General features: G+C 48.0%; 19 protein-coding genes and 1 tRNA gene. 4 read left to right on the top strand and 16 right to left on the bottom strand.

Annotated elements, in window-relative coordinates; translation table 11 throughout:
* Positions 1–16 precede the first annotated feature (16 nt).
* The 13 genes from B5F87_RS15550 to B5F87_RS15490 form a co-directional block, all read right to left on the bottom strand.
* Positions 17–101: transfer RNA gene (locus tag B5F87_RS15550), tRNA-Leu, on the bottom strand.
* A 301-nt stretch (positions 102–402) separates the two neighbouring features.
* On the bottom strand, positions 403–1,302 hold the full coding sequence (locus B5F87_RS15545) for a hypothetical protein (RefSeq protein ID WP_087282658.1): 900 nt from the start codon (positions 1,300–1,302) through the stop codon (positions 403–405).
* Between the two features lie 156 nt (positions 1,303–1,458).
* Entirely contained in the window at positions 1,459–2,538 is a 1,080-nt protein-coding gene (locus B5F87_RS15540) for a glucosaminidase domain-containing protein (protein WP_087282656.1), read from the bottom strand.
* Between the two features lie 109 nt (positions 2,539–2,647).
* Complete coding sequence (rplT, locus tag B5F87_RS15535; RefSeq protein ID WP_087282654.1) at positions 2,648–3,004, bottom strand: 50S ribosomal protein L20; 357 nt, start codon at positions 3,002–3,004, stop codon at positions 2,648–2,650.
* Positions 3,005–3,027: 23 nt separating this feature from the next.
* Positions 3,028–3,225 carry a 50S ribosomal protein L35 gene (rpmI, locus tag B5F87_RS15530; RefSeq protein ID WP_087282652.1) on the bottom strand — a complete coding sequence of 66 codons (198 nt, stop codon included), beginning with the start codon at positions 3,223–3,225 and terminating at the stop codon, positions 3,028–3,030.
* 33 nt (positions 3,226–3,258) lie between these two features.
* Positions 3,259–3,753, bottom strand: coding sequence for a translation initiation factor IF-3 (gene infC, locus B5F87_RS15525; protein ID WP_087282651.1), 495 nt, complete (start codon positions 3,751–3,753; stop codon positions 3,259–3,261).
* A 396-nt stretch (positions 3,754–4,149) separates the two neighbouring features.
* Positions 4,150–4,629 (bottom strand): dCMP deaminase family protein, encoded by a 480-nt coding sequence (locus tag B5F87_RS15520; protein WP_087282649.1) that lies wholly within the window; start codon positions 4,627–4,629, stop codon positions 4,150–4,152.
* 131 nt (positions 4,630–4,760) lie between these two features.
* Positions 4,761–5,969 carry an aspartate kinase gene (locus B5F87_RS15515; RefSeq protein ID WP_087282648.1) on the bottom strand — a complete coding sequence of 403 codons (1,209 nt, stop codon included), beginning with the start codon at positions 5,967–5,969 and terminating at the stop codon, positions 4,761–4,763.
* 27 nt (positions 5,970–5,996) lie between these two features.
* The gene (locus tag B5F87_RS15510; protein WP_087282646.1) at positions 5,997–7,196 is read right to left on the bottom strand and encodes a cofactor-independent phosphoglycerate mutase; all 1,200 of its coding nucleotides are present in this window, start codon (positions 7,194–7,196) and stop codon (positions 5,997–5,999) included.
* A gap of 130 nt (positions 7,197–7,326) precedes the next feature.
* A complete protein-coding gene (locus B5F87_RS15505; RefSeq protein ID WP_087282643.1) occupies positions 7,327–8,535 on the bottom strand; it encodes a homoserine dehydrogenase in 1,209 nt (402 codons plus the stop codon).
* An 85-nt stretch (positions 8,536–8,620) separates the two neighbouring features.
* A complete protein-coding gene (locus B5F87_RS15500) occupies positions 8,621–9,064 on the bottom strand; it encodes an ACT domain-containing protein (protein WP_087282642.1) in 444 nt (147 codons plus the stop codon).
* Between the two features lie 295 nt (positions 9,065–9,359).
* Positions 9,360–9,914, bottom strand: coding sequence for an HD domain-containing protein (locus tag B5F87_RS15495; RefSeq protein WP_087282640.1), 555 nt, complete (start codon positions 9,912–9,914; stop codon positions 9,360–9,362).
* Between the two features lie 2 nt (positions 9,915–9,916).
* Complete coding sequence (locus B5F87_RS15490) at positions 9,917–12,010, bottom strand: elongation factor G (protein WP_087282638.1); 2,094 nt, start codon at positions 12,008–12,010, stop codon at positions 9,917–9,919.
* A 383-nt stretch (positions 12,011–12,393) separates the two neighbouring features.
* On the opposite strand from B5F87_RS15490, the gene B5F87_RS15485 reads away from it, so the two are divergent.
* Both B5F87_RS15485 and aroA read left to right on the top strand, forming a co-directional pair.
* Positions 12,394–13,497, top strand: coding sequence for a prephenate dehydrogenase/arogenate dehydrogenase family protein (locus B5F87_RS15485; protein ID WP_087282635.1), 1,104 nt, complete (start codon positions 12,394–12,396; stop codon positions 13,495–13,497).
* A 15-nt stretch (positions 13,498–13,512) separates the two neighbouring features.
* The gene (gene aroA / locus B5F87_RS15480) at positions 13,513–14,811 is read left to right on the top strand and encodes a 3-phosphoshikimate 1-carboxyvinyltransferase (RefSeq protein ID WP_087282633.1); all 1,299 of its coding nucleotides are present in this window, start codon (positions 13,513–13,515) and stop codon (positions 14,809–14,811) included.
* A gap of 97 nt (positions 14,812–14,908) precedes the next feature.
* Here aroA and B5F87_RS15475 read toward each other — a convergent pair whose 3' ends face one another.
* From B5F87_RS15475 to B5F87_RS15465, 3 genes are all read right to left on the bottom strand, one after another.
* Positions 14,909–15,577 (bottom strand): DUF2284 domain-containing protein, encoded by a 669-nt coding sequence (locus tag B5F87_RS15475; protein WP_242964508.1) that lies wholly within the window; start codon positions 15,575–15,577, stop codon positions 14,909–14,911.
* Between the two features lie 25 nt (positions 15,578–15,602).
* Entirely contained in the window at positions 15,603–16,778 is a 1,176-nt protein-coding gene (locus B5F87_RS15470; protein ID WP_087282631.1) for a phosphoribosylaminoimidazolecarboxamide formyltransferase, read from the bottom strand.
* Between the two features lie 106 nt (positions 16,779–16,884).
* On the bottom strand, positions 16,885–17,598 hold the full coding sequence (locus B5F87_RS15465; RefSeq protein ID WP_087282629.1) for an IMP cyclohydrolase: 714 nt from the start codon (positions 17,596–17,598) through the stop codon (positions 16,885–16,887).
* Positions 17,599–17,857: 259 nt separating this feature from the next.
* Between B5F87_RS15465 and B5F87_RS15460 the strand changes: the two genes are divergently transcribed.
* On the top strand, positions 17,858–19,066 hold the full coding sequence (locus tag B5F87_RS15460; RefSeq protein WP_087282627.1) for a hypothetical protein: 1,209 nt from the start codon (positions 17,858–17,860) through the stop codon (positions 19,064–19,066).
* Between the two features lie 35 nt (positions 19,067–19,101).
* The gene (locus B5F87_RS15455; protein WP_087282625.1) at positions 19,102–19,557 is read left to right on the top strand and encodes a C-GCAxxG-C-C family protein; all 456 of its coding nucleotides are present in this window, start codon (positions 19,102–19,104) and stop codon (positions 19,555–19,557) included.
* The last annotated feature ends 182 nt before the right edge of the window (positions 19,558–19,739 follow it).

Below are 19,739 nucleotides of genomic sequence, written 5' to 3'. Positions count from 1 at the left end.
CAGGGACTTACTATAATGCAGACGACGGGACTTGAACCCGTACCCAGTTAGCCCGGACTAGATCCTTAGTCTAGCGCGTATGCCAATTCCGCCACGTCTGCATGTATTCTGTTGTGTTGATGTTTTGTTCTCTCTCACCAACGAAACTCATTATAGCACCACTTTCCGGATAATGCAAGTACTTTTTTTAATTTTTTTCAAAAAAATATATTGTTTGTTCTTCTGACACAATTCCACTGTTTTTTCCCAGGTATTTACAGTAAAACGGAGAGGCTTTCTCATTGTTTCATCATAGCTTTCTCTTTCCTGACGAAACGAAAAGGCCCCTCTGTTTTATTTTATGTTTCTTCCGCCGGCAGTATCTTTGCCAGTCAGCCTCTGGCATGACATTCAATCATCTTCCTACTCCTGGCTGTTCAGCTCTCTGTCAGAGAAATCCCATTTTCCGGTGTTCCGGTTCTGTGTTCCGGTCGTATCGCCCGATCCGGTGGTTCCGGAATCATCTGTGCGGTCTGAAGCCGTTGTCCGTCCGGTTTCACCGGTCTTGTCCGTTTCCGTTGTCCCGTTTTTGGTGGAAGACTCCGATGTGGAAGCAGAATTCTTGTTTTTCTTCCCGCTCTCCGTACTCTTTTCGCGGACGCTGCTGTAGTCGTTAAAATACTGAGGGTCAGCCGTAATATACAGACCGTCCGTTGTTATAAACGCCGAATCACCTTTCTCTGTCTGTACCTTTGCCTTGACCTGTATCTTATCTCCCACATAGACGGCTCCCGCCACATTATCCGCATCAAAATCCGCCCATTTTCTCAGACGTACTCCCGATGAACTGATATACGTGATAGCAAGATACCCTTCCATCTCCGTGTAACTGATCAGCGGCTGCGCATGGGTGATATCGGCGCTCAGATACGTGCCGTCATCCAGCTTGTAATAGGTCTGTCCTTTGTAGCTTCCTCTCTGTTTGGCGTGCACGATCTGTCCGCTCACAAGCATTTTGGAAGCGTCCGTCTTCTCACCGGGAACCGGATTAGCCCACAGCCCCAGCGGAGGCACCTCACATATCATCACATAACATGCTTTAAACCGGCTGTCCATCTTCAGATATTCCGGCGATTTTTTTTGTTCCTCTGTTGACTCAAGCCCGGATACCACTTCCGGTCCCGTATAGGTCTGGTTGTCTAAAAATGCTCCAAACCCAAACACAAATCCAACCGTCGCCGCCACAAGCAGCAACGAAATCGCCATGGAAAACAGCGGACTCTGAAATAGTCCTGATTTTCTCGTCCGTTTTACGCGTTTCATAGAATCCTCCTAACTATACATCAGCATTATACCACAGGAAAACCCAAAATACCAACGGCGTTTCCCGGACGCTTTTTCCCGCACCTGGCTTGTTTTTTGCCAATACAGTCTGTCCTCGCAAAGAACGGCCTTCTTTGCAGGCACTCCTGACTATCTCTACCGGTCATACTGATCCAGATTATATCTCTCTATTAATGAAGTCAGCTGAGAAACATATGTACTGCTGGTTGCGTATCCGCCGTTTTTGATGATCGTCAGCTGCTTTTTATAGCTGTTTGTGGATGTCAGTCCTGCATACCTGTAGGAATAACCGTCTCTTGCATTTACCAGATAAGCGGAATGATCTGCCACTGACTGTTCTACACAGGAGTATTTCCGGAAAGGAGCGCTGATGGTCACATGTTTTCCGCCATATTCCTCTCCTGTATTGATAGTAACACTGCTGTATCCATCCCATACGGAACCGCTCCAGGTATTTCCGGATAAATTGGTCTTCATACCAAAAAGGTTATTGCCCTTCTGCGCCAGTTCTGATTTACCCCAGCCGCTTTCCAGAATTGCCTGAGCCAGCGTTACAGAAGCAAGAATACCGCTCTTCTTATAATCTGCCTGCGCAATCGGTCCCATGGTCTGAATAAACTGCGTTGTTGACATATTGGCAAAAGCAGCAGCCGTCATTCCACCGGTCTGAGGAGCTGCCGGCACTTCTGCAGGCGCGCTGTTGGTCGTAGTCTCCGGTTCGGCGATATAAACAGCTTTTTTCTTTTTCTTGTATTCATAATTGAATCCGAAGCCTTCCTCAAAAAGCGCTCTTGCAGGAACAACGAGCGTCTTTTTTCCGTTAAACTTCACAAAAAGCGGAGCCACGCTGATTTTTTTCTTCACTCCATTCACTTTCATTTTTTTCTTGCCGACAAACAGTTTTACTTTTGTTCCCTCATAAGAAAGTACTAATTTCCCTGATGACTTATTGTATTTTGCGTTCATCTGCGGGCCTCTCTTCACAAGACAGGCTTTGTACGGAATCATGATGCTTCCGTCAATGAGAACGCCGGTCTTTTTCTTTGTATTGACCTGCCTGCTGTTATAATATACCGTGTAGGAAGAGCCGCTGTAATTGTAGGTTCTGCTTCCTTTCTGATATGTAGTAGCCGCCGACGCTCCAACCGGCGCGGCAATCATTACAAAAGCCAGCAAAAAAATTACTAATCTCTTAAGTTTCGTTACATGTTGCATTACAATCTCCTCCTTTTTGAAATAAAAATTTAATGTTATTTAATGAATGGACTGTTTTTTTGTAAAGAAAAAAGACCAGTAAACTTTCGTTTACTGATCTCATCCTTCATTAGGCCACCTTGCTCTTTGCTAACTCTGCGAGGGCTGCAAATCCTGCCGGATCGCTGATTGCCATCTCAGAAAGCATTTTTCTGTTTACTTCCACGCCTGCTAATTTCAGACCGTGCATCATCTTGCTGTAGGAGATGCCGTTCATTCTTGCAGCTGCGTTGATACGTGCGATCCAGAGCTGTCTGAACTGTCTTTTTCTCTGTTTTCTTCCTGCGTAAGCGCTTGTTAAAGCTCTCATTACGGACTGTTTAGCAACTCTATACTGTTTGGAGCGTGCTCCTCTGTATCCTTTCGCAAGTTTTAATGTTCTGTTATGTCTCTTCTTTGCGCCGATTGCGCCTTTTACTCTTGCCATAATTTACGTCCTCCTCTATACGATTAAAGATATGGTAAAATCTTCTTCATGTTCTTTGCGTTTGTCGGGTCTGTCACTGTAGACTTTCTCAGGTTTCTCTTTCTCTTCTGAGACTTCTTTGTTAAAATATGGCTCTTATAAGCTTTCATTCTCTTTAACTGTCCAGTACCTGTTTTTTTGAAGCGCTTTGCAGCAGCTCTGCTTGTTTTCATTTTTGGCATAATTAAGTCCTCCTAAATTGTTCTATATAAAAATTAACGTTTTTCAGTTAAAAACATTGTCATGCTTCTTCCTTCAAACTTCGGCTGTTTGTCAACCACTGCGCAGTCAGAAAGCTGTGCGGCGAATTCATCAAGAATCACTTTGCTGGAATTCACATGCGCCAGTTCTCTTCCCCGGAAACGAAGGGTAACTTTAACTTTATCTCCTTTGGAAAGGAACTTTCTTGCCTGATTCACCTTGGTATTCAGATCATTGGTGTCAATATTCGGAGAAAGTCTCACCTCTTTGACGTCTATGGTCTTCTGTTTCTTTCTTGCTTCCTTTTCCTTGCGCGCAAGCTCATACCTGTATTTTCCGTAATCAATAATCTTACATACCGGCGGCTTTGCATTGGGCGCGATCTTCACCAGGTCGAGCTCTGCCTCTCTGGCAATCTTCATGGCTTCCTTAGCGGACATGATACCGAGCTGTTCTCCGCTCTCGCTGATCAATCTGACTTCTCTGTCACGCACCTGCTCATTAATCATCAAATCGTTAATTGTCGTACACCTCCATAAACCCTCATATAAATAAGAATCACCGTGTTGATACACATTTTGTTCGGCGGCACCCGCCTTGCGGCTGCATGCCGGCCTATATTAGCGCAGCATAATTATCTATATAATAATGAATGCCGCTCTATACTCAGTTATTTCCATTTTATCAATAAAAAATGGATAGCAACAAAGACTATCCACCGCATATCAAAAATAATCTGTTCCACAGTCCTGTCACGGACGAAGGAACCAATCACCTTATTACGATATTAACCCGAGTCACCAGTGTGCTGAGGTGAGAGTGGATACTCTGCTTTGTTCTCACTGTCGTCTTAACGAACAACCTCAACTACTATATCATTGAAAATGTATCCTGTCAAGCTTTTTTTACAGGCACAGCTTAAGTTCTTTATCTTCCCGCTGATACTGACGATATGTAATACCCACCATGTCGAGCATCCTCTTAGCCGCAATGGTTGAATCCGTATCTGCATATTTGTCTGAATAATAGATCACTTCCGCAATGCCGGACTGGATGATCGCTTTCGTACATTCATTGCACGGAAACAGCGTCGTATAAATCCGGGCTCCCTTGAGCGATCCGCCTCCATAATTAAGGATGGCGTTAAGCTCCGCATGACAGACATAGAGATATTTGGTATCCAGGGGAGTTCCACGCCGCTCCCACGGCATACGGTCATCGTCACATCCCGTAGGCATCCCATTGTATCCCATGGACAGAATCTTGTTCTGGGGACTTACAATGCAGGCTCCGACCTGCGTATTATTATCTTTGCTCCGTTCCGCCGAAAGCATGGCGACTCCCATGAAATAGGCGTCCCAGGAAACGTAATCCTGTCTCTTCATATGAATACCTCCATTCTTTAACTATCATAACACAAACGAGGCAAAAAAGAAAGGACTTTGCGGTGTTGCTGCCGCAAAGCCCTGAAAAATCGATATGCAAAATATCATGCAGGATCTGTCCGCCTTGAAAATCAGTCTGCCAGCGAAAACTTATCATGCACTGCGTTAATCGCTCTTTCTACATATTTCTGGTCAATGAGAACTGTAACACGGATCTCGGAAGTGCTGATCATCTTGATGTTTACGCCGCAGTCATAAAGCGCCTCAAACATAGATGCCGCCACGCCCGGATTACTCATCATGCCGGCGCCCACGATAGACAGCTTCGCCACATCTTTTTCCTCGTCAATCTTTTTGTAATCACTCTTCGGAAAGCTCTTCTGAATGATCGCCACTGCCTCGTCCGCCACATCTTCTGCCACAGTAAAGGAAATATCCTTTGTACCGTCGCGGCCGATGGACTGTAAGATCACATCCACATTGATATTGTATTTCGCCAGCGCATTAAATAAATGGAAGGCGACTCCCGGTTCATCTTTTAATCCAACTACTGCAATTCTGGTGGCGTTTTTATCTACTGCCACGCCGCTGACAAGCATCTTTTCCATGTTTACTTCCTCCCTGACAATTGTTCCTTCGTTTGTATTTAAGCTTGAACGTACCACTAACTGTACTCCGTATTTTTTAGCCATCTCCACTGAACGGTTATGGAGAACTCCTGCGCCCAGTGTGGATAACTCCAGCATCTCATCATAAGTAATCTCATCCAGTTTGCGGGCATTTTTCACAAGACGCGGATCCGCAGTATACACGCCGTCCACATCCGTATAAATCTCACAGGCGTCGGCATGCAGTGCGGCGGCGAGAGCCACTGCCGTTGTATCAGATCCGCCGCGGCCCAGCGTTGTCAGATTGTCATACTTATCCACTCCCTGAAAACCGGTCACCAGCACAATCTTTCTCTGCTCCAGCTCATTTCTGATACGGTCTGTATCAATTCGTTTCAATCTGGCGTTGCCGTAACGGTGTGTGGTATGCATCGCTACCTGAAAGGCGTTTAAGGAAACGGCCGGAACTCCCAAAAAGCCCATGGCCAGCGCCATCATAGATACGGAAATCTGCTCGCCGGTAGTTACCAGCATATCCATCTCCCGTTTGGATGGTCTTGGATTGATATCTCTGGCCATCTCAATGAGTTCATCGGTAGATTTGCCCATAGCGGACAAAACCACCACAATATCATGTCCCTTCTGATAATCTTCAATACATCTCTTTGCAACGTTAAAAATTCTCTCTTTGTTGCCGACAGAGGTACCTCCAAATTTCTTAACGATTAACATAGTGTCCTCCTGATTTCTAATGGTATTTTAATCTAAAAAGTATTCCATCAACGCTGCGCCTGACGGCATGTCGATGCCGGAGGCTGCCGCCTCTCTCTCATTATAATGCCACATGCGGCTGCCGTGATTGGTGCTGTCAAACAGCATATACGGCACAGGATCGCTGGAATGAGTCCGCAGCACGATCGGCGTCGGATGATCCGGAAGAACCAGCATACGATAATCCTCACCGGAAGCGTCCATGCCTTCCTTCACCACCCTGATGACTCTCTGATCCAGGTACTCAATGGATTTTATTTTGCGTTCCACGCTGCCCTGGTGTCCCATCTCATCCGGTGCTTCCACATGGATGTAGGCAAAATCATAACCGTCTTTTGTGAGCGCGTCTACCGCTGCCTGAGCCTTGCCCTCATAATTGGTCTCCAGCGTTCCGTCTGCTCCCTCCACAATGATATTGTGAAGACCGGCGCCCACGCCGATTCCTTTGAGCAGGTCCACTGCGGAGATCATAACGCCGCGTTTTCCTGTTTTTTCTGTAAAATCATCCAGCGCCGGTTTCGTTCCCGCGCCCCAGAACCAGAGCGAGTTGGCCTTATGAAGTCCCGCCTTCTCTCTGGCAACGTTGATTGGATGATTGTTGAGAATCTCATAACTTTTTTCCATCATCTCCGCCAGCAGTTTCTCTTTCGGCAGATAATTTCCGATGGTCTTTGTCAGGATGTCGTGAGGCGGCGTCAGCTCCACTACATTTCCTTTATCCCAGATCAACAGATGACGGTAACTAGTTCCTGTATAGAAATGGAACATTTCATTGCCGAAGGCTTCCTGTACCGCCTGAATGAGAACGTCTGCATCCTCTGTGGAAATCTCCCCCGCACTGTGATCGATCATTTTCTTGTCTTTATATTCTGTCTCCTCATCGGAAACTGTCACGATATTGCACCGGATGGCAATATCGGTATCTTTCATAGGAACGCCGATGCTCAGAGCCTCCAGCGGAGAACGCCCCGTATAATATTTTTTCGGATCATAGCCAAGCACGGAAAGATTCGCCGTATCACTTCCCGGACTCATACCTGCCGGAATGGTGTGCACCTGGCCGATCTCTGATTTCTGCGCCAATTCATCCATCATCGGGGTATTGGCATATTCCAGCGGCGTCTGCTCGTTCAGTTCATCTATAGGATAATCTGCCATGCCATCGCCAAGCACCACGATATATTTCATAATAAAGTCTCCTTTCACAAAAGATTACCGGAAAGAATCTTCAGCTTTGCACCTGCTCTCTCCGATAATCTCATCTGTCATCATTTAGTTTATCAGACGGGCGAAAAAACGTCCCGCGATCTGTTTTTCTTTATGCGTCAATACGAATCATATTAAGAATATCATCAAACTGATCTGCAGCCTTGTGGTAGTCGCTTTCCTTCATGACGCCGGTCACAAAAGCTGTCTCTTCAATGCCATCCACCTTCACCGGCTCAACAGCGCCGAACGCTTTCTCTACAGACTCCAGAGAAACCTCTTTTGGCATGCGGACGAAATACCGTCTCTCAAATCCTCCGAAATCACTGAGCGGAAGCTTCTCCTGCTCCCAGATCATCTTAATATGAGTTCCCATATGCTTCACACAGTCCACCACGTCCGCTGCCACAGCGCTGGCTGTCGGGAGCTTGCCGGCTCCTCTGCCGTAGAACATAGTGTCGTCCACCATGTTTCCGTGTACAAAAATGGCGTTGAACACATCCTTGACTCCCGCCAGCGGGTGATAGTGATCGATGAGCATCGGGCAAACCATGGCGTACAGCTTGCCGTCGTCGCTCCAGCTCTTTCCGAGGAGCTTGATACATTTCTTCATCTGACGGGCATACTGGAAATCCTCCGCGGAAATGTTCGTGATACCCTCGGTATGCACATCCTCGAAATCCACCTGCTTGCCGTAGGCAAGGGAGGTGAGGATCGCGATCTTCCGGCAGGCGTCATATCCTTCGATATCCGCTTCCGGGTGCAGCTCCGCGTACCCCTTCTCCTGCGCTTCTTTGAGCACCTCGTCAAAGGCAATGCCCTCTTCTTCCATCTTAGTCAGCATGTAGTTCGTTGTTCCGTTTAAGATACCGCTGATCTCCTCGATCACGTCGGCTGTCAGGCACTGGGTCAGCGGACGGATGATCGGAATACCGCCTCCCACGCTGGCTTCAAACAGGAAATTAGCCTTCTTTTCCTTTGCGATGCCGATGAGCTCCGCACCGTATTTTGCCACCAGCTCCTTGTTGGAAGTGGCTACGCTTCTTCCCTGCAGCAGGGCAGTTTTTACAAAGGTGTACGCCGGCTCCAGACCGCCCATACACTCTACAACAATCTGAATATCTTCATCTTCTTCAATGATCTTATAATCATGGACTACCTTATCCTGATTAGGGTCGCCCGGAAAATCTCTCAGGTCAAGGATTCTTTTTACTACAATCCTGTCTCCTGCCTTCTTCTCGATACTGTCTGCATTGGTCTGCAGCACCTCTACCACGCCGGCGCCAATGGTGCCGTATCCTAACACTGCAACGTTTATCATCACTGTCCTCCTCAATTCTTCTTTCTGTCCGGCAGGCGGTCATCTCCTCCCGGAAAATCATCCTCATGCCGGTATTGTGCCTTCGTTATTCTGCTGAAACAATCTTAAGATTATGGATACCGCGGGCATCCGCTATCTTCTCAAACAGTTCCGTCACATCATCAGTCGTCGGAAGAACCAGCACGCTCAGCGTAATGAGCGCGATATGATTCACCGGAATACTCTGATGAATGGACAAAATATTTGCATTGCATTCCGCAACCACCTTCAGTACATTGGATAAAAGGCCGGGGCGGTCTTCCATCTCCATGACAAAAGTTATGGTCTTTCCCTGAATCTTTTCATGAATCGGAAATATATCATCTTTATATTTATAATAAGAGCTGCGGCTGATCCCTACGGCATCAATCGCCTCCCGTATCGTCTTCATTCTGCCCGCGCCCAGCAGGTTATTCACTTCCGCCACTTTAAGAAGAACTTCCGGAAGAGCCTTTTTCTTTACCATATAAAATTTAAACGCATTCTCCATAAAATCCCTCTGTCTCTCCTGTGCGGTATTACATTTACCAAAATACGAGCTAAAAAGTACGTCACACAAATACATTTGTATGCCCAGGAAAGATACTATCACATTCTTTTCCAATGTGCAACACTCATTTTAACATTTTGATAAAAAAGTGCAAAAAAGGAGTGCTGCAAAATATCCTCTAATCCGGACATGCGCGCCTGCCTTCCCGGCAGGCTGCGCGCCCGGCATGGATTATTTTACAACAACTCCCTGCAATAATTCAATATTTACATATCACTTTCGATGATATCTATGATTATTCATCGGCAATTACATCTCCAAATACCATCTCCACCATCCGCCGAAACTCCTGATACTCTTCCAGATCGGACAGATCTGACAGTGCTTCGCAAAGTCCATGGTAATACCGGCCCTGCATCCGCTTGTCCTTCATGTTAAATCGCTGCCAGAGTTCATCTCCCAATTTAATATAATCAGCGTAAAAACAGCGTATATTGGACAGTTTATCTCCCAGCGCGACAATCTTAGCTTCCCTCATAGGTTCTTTTTTGAGAGAACGGACGGTGGCCGCCTTCCTCTCCTCCCAGCTCTTGTCTTTATCCTCGCTTTCCAGTCCGACAATACGCGCCACTCTGTCGCCGAACTCCCGACGGATATCATCAAGGGTCACTGCATCGCAGTCTTCCACTGTATCATGAAGAACCGCAGCGGCAATTACTTCCTCATCGTCTGTTATCCTGGATACGATCATCCCCACTTCCAGAGGATGAAAAATATAAGGTATTTCCGTCCCTTTCCGCGGCTGTCCCTCATGGGCCTTTACCGCAAATGCAATCGCCTTATTAATCATATTTATTTTTCATTCTCCTTTTCTGCTTCCGCTTCTTTTAATACTTTTTCCTGTGCGTCAGCAGGCATCTGTTCGTAGCGGCTGAACGTATAGGAGAACTCTCCGCTTCCACCGGTCATAGAACGAAGATCCGTGGAATATCCCACCAGACTTGCCAGAGGAATATCTGCCTCCAGTTCCTGTCTTCCGCCCGGCAGCGGATTCATACCGAGAATACGTCCGCGGCGCTTATTCAGGTCGCCCATAACGTCTCCCGTATTGGAATCTAAAACATCCACCTTAAGATTAACAATCGGCTCAAGGAGAACCGGTTTGGCATCCATAACGCCATTCTTAAACGCTGTGATCGCAGCCATCTTGAAAGCCATCTCCGAAGAATCCACCGGATGGTAGGAACCGTCGATCAGCGTTGCGTGGATACCGACAACCGGATATCCTGCCAAAGGCCCTTTCAGGCAGCTTTCCGCAACACCTTTCTCCACTGCCGGGAAGTAGTTCTTCGGCACGGCTCCGCCGAAAATCTTCTCGTCAAATACATATGGAGTCTCCAGGTCTCCGGACGGCTCAAACTGCATTAATACATCGCCGTACTGACCATGTCCGCCGGACTGTTTTTTATATTTGCCGCGAACTTCCACACTGCCGCGGATGGTCTCCTTGAAAGCAACTTTTGGTTTTACCAGGTCGATCTCTACTTTATATCTGTCAGCCAGCTTGCTTCTTACGATCTCCAGATGCTGGTCGCCCAGTCCGTAAAGAAGCATCTGACGGTTTGCCTTGTCGTTGACTTCTTTCAGCGTCAGGTCTTCATCCATAAGCTTCTTCAGAGCGGAGGAAACTTTATCCTCATCTCCTTTTGTCTTGGTGACATAACGCATAAATGTATACGGTTCCGGCATCTCTGCCTTCTCAAATACGATCGGATTGGCCTTCGGTGACAATGTATCGCCGGTCTTTGTCACAGACAGTTTGGCGATAGCGCCGATATCGCCGGCATAGAGAGCGTTTACTTCAAACTGTTCTTTTCCTCTTAATACATAGAGCTTACCGATACGTTCCTCTGTATCTTTATTGCCGTTATAGATAGCCGTATCCGGTTTTAAGATACCGTCGGTAACCTTTACCAGAGAGAAACGTCCCACAAACGGGTCAGCGATGGTCTTAAACACATAAGCGCTGACAGGCTGGGATACATCATAAGTTGCGGTTACCGACTCCCCTGTCTTCACCTTGGTTCCTGTAAACTGGTCATTCACCATGCCAGGCGCAGAGAAATATTTCACCATATCGTTCAAAAGAATATTTGCGCCGTAGTCTGTGTTGATCGCGCCGCAGATAACCGGCATCAGATCTCTTCTTGCTACCGAACCGATGATCGCGTTCTTGATCTCTTCTTCCGTGAAAGGCTCTTCAGCAAAGAACTTCTCCATCAGATCTTCGCTGGTCTCTGCCACGCCTTCCATAAGCTGCATGCGGTAATCATCCAGCTCGTCATTCTCTCCCTCTTCCACAACTACCTCGTCGTAGCTTCCGTTTGGCTGAAGACGGCACTCAAGCATCTTAACGGCATTGATAAATCCTTTGAAGACGCTGCCCTCTTTCATCGGCATATGGAAAGGTACGATCTTGTTACCATAACTCTCTCTCAGCTCGTCCACGATGGCGGAAGCATCCACATGCTCATCCTCCACGCAGGTAATATATACGATAACCGGAATGCCCTTCTTGGCGCAGAAATCAAAACTTCTTCTTGTTCCCACTTCCACTCCGGACTTACCATTGATAACAATAACTGCCGCGTCCGCAACGCTCAACGCCTCGTAGACCTCGCCGGAAAAATCAAACAGACCCGGCGTATCCAGCAGGTTCACCTTAACATTATCCACTTCCAGAGGAATCACTGATGACTGAATGGAGAACTTTCTCTTAATCTCTTCTTTGTCATAATCACTTACCGTTCCACCTTCAGCTACCGTTCTAACTCGTTTAATGATACCAGTCGTAAACGCCATGGATTCAATGAGAGATGTCTTTCCACAGCCGCCATGTCCCAGTAAAACGACGTTTCTAATGTTCTCGGTTGCATATACGTTCATAATCAGTTCCTCCCGTGTTGTAATTAATATCGTGTTCGGATGAAAAAGCACAAAAAATTTGTCGAATCAACGAATTTTTATGTTATTTCCAAACAACTCTATGTCTATTTTACTAAAAAATCACCAATATTACAAGAGAAATCTAATATATTTTGAACAATTCAGCCATGCGTCTGAAAAGATAAGAATGCCAGCACCACATCACTTTAACACTAAAAAGCGTTGACACGTCTCGTTTTTCCGTGTATTATTTGACACAGGCTGATTTCCTATATAAAATGATTGTGACCATTCAGCCATGCAAAAGCAAAAGCAGCGTTAGCAGTTGACTTTTATATATATGGCATTATCGCAAAACGACAAACATTTGGAGGTTTATCATAATGAACGCAGAACATTTTACCATCGGTTTCATCGGGCTCGGACTCATCGGAGGCTCCATCGCAAAGACAATCCGCCGGGTGCACCCGGACACCGTCATTTACGGATTCGATACAGACCGTGAAGCAGGCGAGCTTGCCTGTCAGGAAGGCGTGCTCAACCAGTTCTTTGACGCAGTGGATTCCCGTTTTTCCTCCTGCGATATTCTTTTTCTGTGCGCGCCGGTCTCCGTCAATATCGCTTACCTCAGAGAACTCAAGGATATTGTGGCTCCGCAGTGTCTGATTACCGATGTTGGCAGTGTCAAAACACCGATTCAGGAGACGGTGGACGCCCTGGGACTCTCCCCGCAGTTTATCGGCGGACATCCCATGGTCGGCTCGGAGAAGACCGGCTATGAGAATGCGGGCGATCATCTTATCGAGAACGCCTATTATTTTCTGACGCCCAGCGACCGCACCATGTTTTATCTGACCGCCACCTTCTCTTCATTCATTCAGGGGCTGGGAGCACTGGCTGTCACTCTAAAACCGGAGCAGCATGACTATATCACAGCCTCCATCAGCCATATCCCCCACATTATAGCCGCGGAGCTTGTTCATCTGGTCCGCCGCGCTGACACGGACAACGGAATGCTTCGCCAGCTAGCCGCCGGGGGCTTCAAAGACATCACCCGCATCGCCTCCTCCTCACCGGTTATGTGGGAGCAGATCTGCCTGAATAATTCCGGCAACATCCGATCTCTTCTCACCGATATGGTCCGTGACCTGCAGCAGGTGATCGGTGAGCTTGACGAAGGGAACGGCGGTTTTGTCAATGAATATTTCCGGACAGCCAGCGAATATCGGAACTCTGTTCCGGACCATTCCATTGGTCTGTTCGAAAAAGTCCACAAATTGTATGTATATATTCCGGACGAACCGGGAACACTGGCCTCCGTCGCTTCCCAGCTTGCCTTCAATAATATCAACATAAAAAATATCGGCATCGTCCATAACCGGGAATTTGAAGAAGGCGTTCTGGAAATTATTTTATATGATGATGAATCCTGTACCAAAGCAGCACGGGTATTGGAAGAACGAAACTACATCGTACATGTCCGGTAACAGAAAGGAGAACTCATGAAAACACTGACCAGAAAAACCGGTCTGCGGGGAACCCTCACTGTACCGGGCGACAAATCCATCAGCCACCGGGCTGTTATGTTCGGCGCGCTGGCCGAGGGAACCACCACCATCCACGGCTTTTTGAAGGGCGCGGACTGCCTTTCCACCATCGGATGTTTCCGTACCATGGGCATTGATATAGAAGAAAAAGACGACACGATCTACGTGCACGGGAAAGGACTTCACGGGCTAAATGCCCCGTCAAAGACTCTTGACGTGGGCAACAGCGGCACTACTACCAGGCTCATATCCGGTATCCTGGCGGGGCAGCCATTCTCTTCAGAGCTGAGCGGCGACGCCTCCTTAAATTCCCGCCCCATGAAGAGGGTCATCACACCTCTTACCATGATGCATGCGGACATTAAGAGTAAAAACGGAGACGGCTGCGCGCCGCTCATTATTCACGGTAAACCTCTGACCGCCATCCATTATGATTCTCCGGTGGCCTCCGCTCAGGTAAAGTCCTGCGTACTCCTGGCGGGCCTGTACGCAGACGGCGACACCAGCGTCACGGAACCGTCCCTCTCCAGAGACCACACCGAACGGATGCTCCGCTCTTTCGGCGCTGATATCCGCACAGAAGGGACTACCTGCACCATCACACCGCCAAAATCGCTGCACGCCCAGCATATCGAAGTGCCGGGTGACATTTCCTCCGCTGCGTTTTTCATTGTGGCGGCGCTGATCACACCGGATTCTGATGTGCTGATTCAGAACGTGGGCATCAATCCGACCCGGGCAGGCATCCTCGAAGTATGCCGGAACATGGAAGCTGATATCACCCTGGAAAATGTACGGGAAGCCGGCGGGGAACCGGTGGCTGACCTCCGTGTGCGCACCTCCCGGCTCAAAGGAACTGTCATTGAGGGCGACATTATTCCGGCTCTCATCGACGAGCTTCCGGTCATCGCCCTCATGGCCTGCTTTGCCGAGGGCAAAACTATCATCCGCGACGCCCACGAACTTCGCGTCAAGGAAAGCGACCGCATCGCTATCGTCAGCGAGAATCTGACGGCCATGGGCGCGGACGTGATCCCGACGGATGACGGATTTATTATTAATAGTAAGGCGGACAGCGAAACGGGTCTCCACGGCGCTTCCATCCAGTGCGCCATGGACCACCGGATTGCCATGACGTTTGCCATCGCGGGCATCAACGCCGACGGCGAAACCATCATCACCGACAGCGACTGTGTGGATGTTTCTTACCCTGACTTTTTCCGTCAGCTTGATACCCTCTGCGGACAGCAGTGATAACCGCCCGTCCGGACGCCGAATGTGAAAAAGGGGGGGCTGTGAAAAAACAAAAATATGTTTTTTCACAGCCCCCTTTCGTCTTCAGCCGGTCTTATCACGGCAGCAGCAGGCCGCCCACCAGCATAAAATATTCCGGAAGCTTTCCTTCCTCGATCCACTGGAGTTCCTGATGCAGGTATCTGGTCACCGTGAGTCCCACATTGCCTCCCAGCGACTCGATGGAGTAGCGCATCTGCTCCGGATACCGGCAGGGTGCGCCGTCCTTTCTGGCGCAGCCGCCCTCCCCGGTCTTTCCATCGCAGCCGCCTTCACCGTTCTCTCCGATGCAGAGGCGGCAGGAACCGCCGCTTAAGGATACGCTGCCCGGATAGTCTTTCTCCAGAGCGAAAAGCTCCTGATTGAGTTCTTCCTTTTTGGGATAGAGAATTCTTTCAAAAATCTCCTCCCGCTCCTCTTCGGTATAAGTTCCGGGCAGAAGCTCTTTGGGAAGGTAAATCTTCACGCCGACAATACGGAAAGTACTGTATTTCTTCCAGTAATCTTCGGGGTCAAAATCATAAGGCGGGCAGGACCAGACATTCCCATAATTCCGACATTCTTTGCAGTACCTGAGAAATTCCTCCACATCCACGCATTTTTCCATATACTCTTCTACGGAAACAGTATGTTTAAAATGTTCCGTCCGGATGGCATACATTTCTTCCTGTGCCGTCGCTTCACCGCTCCGGCTGTCTTCTGCCGCATTATAGTGATATCCGTTCATGTTTTCCGCCTCCCCGGTCTCGCTTTTAGTGATGGAACAGACGAATGCCTGTAAATGCCATCACCATATTGTATTTATCGCAGGTGTCAATGACATTGTCGTCACGAATGGAGCCGCCCGGCTGCGCCACGTAAGCTACGCCACTCTTGTGCGCTCTCTCAATGTTGTCGCCAAACGGGAAGAAGGCGTCGGAACCCAGAGCTACGCCGCTTAATTTGTCAAGCCATTCCCTCTTGGCCTCTCTGGTGAACACTTCCGGTTTTACCTTGAAGATATTCTCCCATGCGCCGTCGGCCAGGACGTCCATATATTCGTCGCCCATGTAAATATCAATGGCGTTATCCCTGTCAGCACGGCGGATCTCATCTTTGAACTGAAGACCCATAACCTGCGGCGACTGACGCAGCCACCAGTTATCTGCTTTCTGTCCTGCCAGACGGGTACAGTGGATTCTGGACTGCTGTCCGGCTCCGATACCGATGGCCTGTCCGTCTTTTACGTAGCAGACAGAGTTGGACTGGGTATATTTTAAAGTGATCATGGAAATGGCAAGATCGATCTTTGCCTGTTCCGTCAGCTCTTTGTTCTTTGTCACGATGTTGGAGAAGAAGTCTTTGTCAATGTTCAGTTCATTTCTTCCCTGCTCAAATGTGATGCCGAATACCTGTTTCCGCTCAATCTCTTCCGGCACATAATCCGGATCAATCTGTATCACATTATAATTACCCTTCTTTTTGGACTTGAGAATCTCCAGAGCCTCCGGCTCATAGCCCGGCGCGATGATTCCGTCGGAAACCTCACGTTTGATCATGTTGGCTGTCGGCACGTCGCAGACGTCGGAAAGGGCGATAAAATCACCGTAGGAGGACATACGGTCCGCGCCCCTTGCTCTTGCGTAGGCACATGCCAGCGGAGACAGTTCTCCCAGATCATCCACCCAGTAAATCTTTGCCAGCGTATCGGAAAGAGGCAGACCCACAGCCGCTCCCGCAGGGGATACATGTTTAAAGGAGGTGGCTGCCGGAAGTCCGGTGGCTTTCTTTAATTCCTTTACCAGCTGCCAGCCGTTAAAAGCATCCAGAAAGTTAATATATCCCGGCTTTCCGTTTAATACCTCGATCGGAAGCTCTCCATTTTCCATGTAGATGCGGGAAGGCTTCTGATTCGGGTTACAGCCATATTTTAATTCCAGTTCTTTCATGTTTTCTCAATCCTTTCTGTCGTGAATACATTTATTATTCTGTACATTTTCTTATATGGTGTACATTTTCTATGATCGCAGCGCCTGGCGCTGTGCATTGCCCATATTATTTATTCTTATTGATGATCTTGGATTTATAAACGCCGGTCTCAATGTCGATATAGCGGACAAACAGAGAAACCTTGTTTTCCTCGTTAAGACTCTCCCAGAGAAGATCCGCAAAAGCATCCATATCATCCGGAATATCTAAAAGCTTCGGCTCTCCTTCAAAGCTTGGCAAAGGATTCCCGTCGTGCAGGTAGGTAGAAATAAAATGTCCCTCGCCAGCCGGGCAGTTATTATAAGCAAAAGTGAACCGGTTGCAGCTGTCCGGACTTCCGTTATTGCTTTTTAAAATGGACATGGCATAATTGTATTGTCCATTCTCAATATGCATCACTGCGGAAATACGAGGGGTATAGTTCGGCGCATCCGGCTCAAACTCCCGCGTGCGCAGCGCCTGCTCAAAGGTCATCTGCTTGTCCATACACTCATAGATCGTGTCTGTCTGGTCGCCGTTTGTCACAATAGTCTTATTGCCAAGAACGCGGACCGGAGCATAGATGATCAGGCTCGGATCCTCCAGCTTCGACTCATCAAAGGCCTGGGTGCGGATTCCTTCTCTGTCCTCCACAAAAACACGGTTGCGGCTGTTGGAGCTTCTTCCCATAATAAAATATGCCGTCACTGCTTTTGTTCCGTCTGCAGAGCGGCCGACAATAATTCCTCTTCCCGGATAAGAGTTCTCTTTCAGTTCCTTTGCGATAGAAATCTTTTCCATTGGAATCCTCCTTTTCCTCATAAACAATCATTAACAATTTTCCTGTATCTACAAAGTATACAATAAGATATCCCGAAATGTAAACAGTTTCTTTTGCGAACCGGCGGTCAGACCGTAAAATGCGCTCCATTTCTTATGCAAATCAACAATCGTCCAAAAATGTAATCCCGGCCGCACTTTTTCTCCGGGAACTCTTTCATAATCCGGGAGGATTGTGGTAAAATATGATATATCTGAAAAAAGGAGAAAGGGACGCCCTATGAAAAAAATATTCTATCTCATCTGCTGTGTACTTACCATTTTTTTCTGCCTGACAGGCTGCAGCAGCAAAAAGCCTGCCATCACCGATACTTCCGGGCTTGCCGGCGCCTGGTACGGCTGCGGCAATGCCCTTGGCAAAGACAGCAGCTTCCGCGCTGATAACCTCTGTCTTTCCATCGATAATCAGGGCGGTTTTGTTCTGACGGACACCGAACAGAGCGCCGACCTGTTCCATGGCACCGTTTCCATTGACTCAAAGAGCAATATCTCCATCACCGCGGATCCCGCCTACGATAACAGACTTCCAAAAGGCTGGGAAGAGCTCGGCAGCTCCGGTAATATCGCCTACCGGGCTCCTGACACAGAGCACCTGCTCCTGACCTACGGGGATATCAGCTATTATTTTGTAAAAGAAGGTACATCCATACAGGAAAAGGCCGCTACGTCCGTAAGTCCGCTTCTTGATATTGCGGAAACAGATATCTGGTACAGCAGTCCGGACACGCCGGAGAGTACATCGGTCTATGAGCTGGCTCTCTACGATAAATACGCGGAGCTTTATTACATTGACACAGAAAGCAGCGAACAGGGAACTCTGCTCACCAATTTTCTCTACAGCGGAAACGAGGGAGACACTTTCTCCTTTTACACATACCGTGATGATACCGCCCAACTGCCGGAGATCTTTGACGGACTGCCGGAAGGCATCTCCGAGATCGAAGTACGACTCTCTGTCTCCAATGAAGTTCTCTCCATGGAATATGACGGGAAGTCTCTTTCTTTTTACAATAACGTGATTTATGGTCTGAACACTTCCAGTACTGCCTATTTTCTGAACAACACATGCTTTTACTGGACTTTTGACCAGACAAGGCACTTCTGTTACTTTGCCACCGATGATGCGGACGGTTCTCTCTGTCTCTACATCTCGGACGGAGCAAGAAACGATACCCAGGCAAATACCATCTGCGGCCAGGTAACCGTCAACGAAGCAGAAAAAAGTATCCTGTTTACATTTGACCGAAAAAAAAGCAGAGTTTCCGCCGATAAAGATTCCTCCCTCTTCCAGACCTTCAGGACTCTGGATGAGGAAAACGGAAATGTACTGCGGATTCCATTTACTTTAAAAGATACGAAATTAAAATTAAAAACAAAAAAATATTTCGGCAGAAATTATACATTTGCTCTGGAGGATTATTCTTCCTGACGCATGATATCCACAGAGAAAAGAGGAAAACATTTATGTCAAAACGAAGTGAAACCGCAAAAGAACTTTTTCTGGAAGGCTACAACTGTTCCCAGTCCGTGGCAGCCGCCTATGCGGACGCCTTCGGCATCGACCGGGAAATCATGCTGCGGATGTCCGCTTCTTTTGGGGCGGGCATCGGGCGCATGCGCAAGACCTGCGGCGCAGTCTGCGGCATGTTCATCATCGCCGGGCTGAAGACCGGAGCCACTGTCGGAGCAGATCAGGAAGGTAAGAGAAAAAATTATGAGATTGTCCGCGCCATGGCAGACGCTTTTCGGGAAAGGAATCAGTCCATCACCTGCATGACCCTGCTGGGTCTTCGAAAGGCGGAGAAATCTGCCCGGCCGTCAGATCGGACGCCGGACTATTACAAGTCCCGCCCCTGCCTGAAAATGATCCTCGACGCCTGCGATATTGTGGAGGAGTTTTTTCCGGATCTGGCCAGATAAGGCTTTCGCATTGCAGAAACTATCAACTATGATTGGAGAAACCATCAGCTATGATTGAAGTAGAAGTAGTGGTAGTATAAAAATAGTACAAAGTAAAGATGCCATGCAGACCTAAATCATGTATGATAAGAGAGATGATAAAAAGGAGGCAGTACAGGCATGGCAAAGGGTAGCAGATACGA

Origin of the sequence: Eubacterium sp. An3 (genome assembly GCF_002159465.1) — a bacterium.
Lineage (GTDB): Bacteria > Bacillota > Clostridia > Lachnospirales > Lachnospiraceae > Anaerobutyricum > Anaerobutyricum stercoris.
Note: the sequence above shows the minus strand (reverse complement) of the source record. Positions and strands in the feature narration are given on the sequence as shown.